The organism is Cellulosimicrobium sp. NPDC055967 (assembly GCF_042269845.1).
In the GTDB taxonomy this organism is placed as follows: Bacteria; Actinomycetota; Actinomycetes; order Actinomycetales; family Cellulomonadaceae; genus Cellulosimicrobium.
In genome coordinates this window covers 1-3,220 of sequence record NZ_JBHJYJ010000032.1, presented here as the reverse complement: position 1 = coordinate 3,220, position 3,220 = coordinate 1, and the positions used below count along the sequence as shown (strand labels likewise).

Here is a 3,220-nt window from a genome sequence, read left to right as displayed (position 1 = left end):
CCGCGACACGGCCATGGATGGCCGATCGCGGCGGGCCCACGGAGCAATGCCTGACTGCGGGCATGCCGAGCCTAGGCGAGGCACCGAGTGGTGGGCATGTACGGGACAACCACATAGGTTACAAAAAAGTGCATTCACATAGGTGACACTTTGATTGAAACATACCCGTTCTTTGCGTCTCTAGCATCGACACGGCCTAGGATCACAGGCCCGAAGATCACCTCCCAGACATCATCTCGAATTAGCTCCATTCCAATGGTCTGATGCTTGAGCAGATTGCCTATGTAGATCCTAAGACCTGCTCGATTGATGATTCCATTACTATCAGCCAGGTAACACTCCACGTGGCTCGCATACCCCATTTCAGGCAGCTTTTCCGGGTAAGCGCGGGGTGAGGGCAAATAACATGAGGCTGGTGTTTTCTGGCCAAGCGCCTCGTGCCCTCGCTCATGATTATAGTGCTGCATAAAGCGATCAAAGTGTTTCTGCTGAGCTTCCCAAGCAATCGCCGCTGGTTGGGGCAAAGTGCTTTTCAGGGTTCGGTGCATCCTTTCATGGCGCCCATTCTGATCTGGGCGGCCGGGCTCAATTCGCTCAGGGATAATCCCCAACCGCAGCCACCAGATCGACAGCTGTGATAACCCTGCACGGCCCGTGCTGGCAAACGGTATGCCGTTGTCGGTCCGAATACGTTCAGGCAAGCCATACTCGCGAAAAACACGCTCGAAGGTTTGTTGGGTTTCTTTGAAGTTGGTATTGCGCATGCCCTGGCAGGCCAGTAGAAAGCGGCTGGCATGGTCCATGATCGTCAGCGGATAACACCACACTCCGGCCCCTGTCAGAAACTGCCCCTTGTAGTCAGCGCTAAAGAGCTGATTTGGGGTCTCTGCCTTGCACAGGGGCTTTGGATAGACAGCCACGCGCTGACGCACACGTCGAGGTGCAATCAGATCAGCGGCCTTGAGGATGTTGTAAATGGTGGTTTTCGAGGGTGGATCCTGCCCGGGAAAACGCTGGCGCAAGTCGTTCTGAATCTTCTTCGGCCCGGGAATAGTCTCCCCGATAGAACGAAGCTCGATAATTGCTTGCCTGATAGCAAGAGGCACAACATAGGTTTGATTGTGCCGGCACCGGCTACGTTCTTCGAGCCCTCTGGGTCCTTCAGCCTCGTACCGTTCGACCCATTTGTAGCCAGTCTTTCGACTGACCTGGTAGTCGCGGCACAGCTGGCTAAAGGTATCTCTTTCAGCCAAATAGGCGGCGATGAACATCACTTTGAGGTCCATAGGTTTCAGCTCTTCCCAGGGCATGGTCAGATCCTCACAAAATCGACCCTGCCAGTTAATAACTGTTACCTATGTGCGTGAACTGATTTGTAACCCATGTGGGTGAGTCATACGGGCAAGAGCGTTTTGCTTACTTTGGCGCTCTTCCAAAGTGAGCCGCCGTAAGGGCGGAACCAATAGCCGCCGTAACCGCAGCAACGGATATGTACACAACCCCAGAAAAGAGTTGTGTAGATACCTATGCCGCGATGCCGCTGACCCACCGCCATCGCGGGCAAGCCCGCTCCCACCGCGACCCGGGCGAAGCAGAAAAACCCCTGCCACATCACACATCAAATGTCGAAGCTGCCTTATACCCACTCAAGGCTGGCAAGGATCGGTCCTGTTCAACAAATTCCCCGTCGAATACCACACACGCTGCGCCGCCGGCCCCAGGTCCAGCGCCACCGGCGCATCCACACGCCCCTCCAGCAAGGTCGGGTAAACCCCAGGCTTGAGCGGCGACTGACACACAATCGGCAACGACTGCACCGTGGTGAAATTCAAATCCACCGTAGACACCAATTGCGCCGCCGAAAACGGCGCCGGTGGCCCAGGCAGGGTGATGATTTCCTGGAAGTCCGGATCCTGGGCGATGTAGTGCGTCAGGTGCGCCTCATTACCCCGGCCAAACAGGGTGTACACCATCTGCTTGGGCCGCTCGATCCCCAGGTTGAACGGCCGGTAGATCACCTCCGCCTCGACCGTCACCGGCACGTTGTCAAACAGCACCGGCCCCGGGGTGCCGCCGCCATCATTGGAGTAGCCGTCATAGATCGTCGCCTTGAACGCGGTCACTTCGCCGGCCTTGAGTTGGGGCAGGGTGAAGGTGTCGTTATCGACGTTGATCAGGTTATACGGCTTGCTCGGGTTGGCTGCGCGCAGGGCCTGGTACTTGGCCATTACGTCAGCCGGCAGGCTGGCCTGCAGGACGATCTGGTACATGTGCTTTTCCGTGGTGAACATCGGCATGTGCACCAGGAACAGGGTCTGCGATCCGACCATGAACATGCCGTGGTTGCCCGGTGCATCGGCATCGGCGCCGTTGTTCAGGGCGTGCAGTTCATGGGCCGAATGGGCAAAGGCCTGGGGGGCGAGGGCCATTGACAGGGCGAGCAGCAGGGTGGCGAGGGAGCGTTTCATGGTTGGCCGTCCTTGAGGGTTTCGAAGGCATGTACGCGTTTGATCAGGCTCGTTTGCTTGGCCGAATCGGCGTTGTTGAACAGGAACGAGAAGTCCGAGGCCAGGGTGGTGCTGCCGGCAATGGTCGCTTGCTGATGGCAGTCATTGCAGTTCATGCCCTGGACGTAGGTCTCCAGGGTGGTATTGGCCACGGGTACGTTGCTGTCGCTGATAAAAGCACCGTAGGACAGGGGAACCTCCGCCTTCGGGCCCGGCTCGGGGTCGGGCGGCGTCGGGGCGGTGATCCACAGTACATTGATCAGCTTGTAGTACTGGAACACCGACTGGCCGTTGGTCTGTTGGGCGAAGCTGGCCTGCACTGCGCCGTTGAGCGCCTGCATGTCCGACGACAGTGGGTGTTCGCGGGTGGTCTGCACCGGTTGGTCCCGTGGATAGGGTTCGGTGCATTCGCGATCCGGGTGGTGCTGTTTGCACTGGATGCGCGCCACGTTCGGCGTACACACATCGGGGCCGCCGGTGCAGTTGGGATTGTTGAAGGTGTAGCCGTCCGGGGGCAGCTGTTGCGCGGGCACCTGGCCCGGTTCCGGTACGTTGTCCACGTGCTCGAAGGTGGTCCAGATAAAGTTCGGTGAGCTCTGGGTCTTGTTGATGATATGCAGGCCCACCAGGCCCACCACCTGTTGGGTGCATTGCAGGGTGGCGGGGTTCTTGAGCCAGGCCACAGTGGTCAGGTAGCGCCCGTAGAGTTGGGG

3 protein-coding genes are annotated in these 3,220 nt (G+C 58.4%); all 3 read right to left on the bottom strand.

Annotated features, from left to right (window positions below; translation table 11 throughout):
• Window positions 1–134 precede the first annotated feature (134 nt).
• On the bottom strand, window positions 135–1,310 hold the full coding sequence (locus ACFC2L_RS20155; protein WP_047229189.1) for an integrase core domain-containing protein: 1,176 nt from the start codon (window positions 1,308–1,310) through the stop codon (window positions 135–137).
• Between the two features lie 336 nt (window positions 1,311–1,646).
• The gene (locus tag ACFC2L_RS20150; protein WP_375826124.1) at window positions 1,647–2,468 is read right to left on the bottom strand and encodes a hypothetical protein; all 822 of its coding nucleotides are present in this window, start codon (window positions 2,466–2,468) and stop codon (window positions 1,647–1,649) included.
• On the bottom strand, window positions 2,465–3,220 hold a 756-nt coding region (locus ACFC2L_RS20145), incomplete at its 5' end, for a hypothetical protein (RefSeq protein WP_375826123.1). The genes ACFC2L_RS20145 and ACFC2L_RS20150, both read right to left, overlap by 4 nt.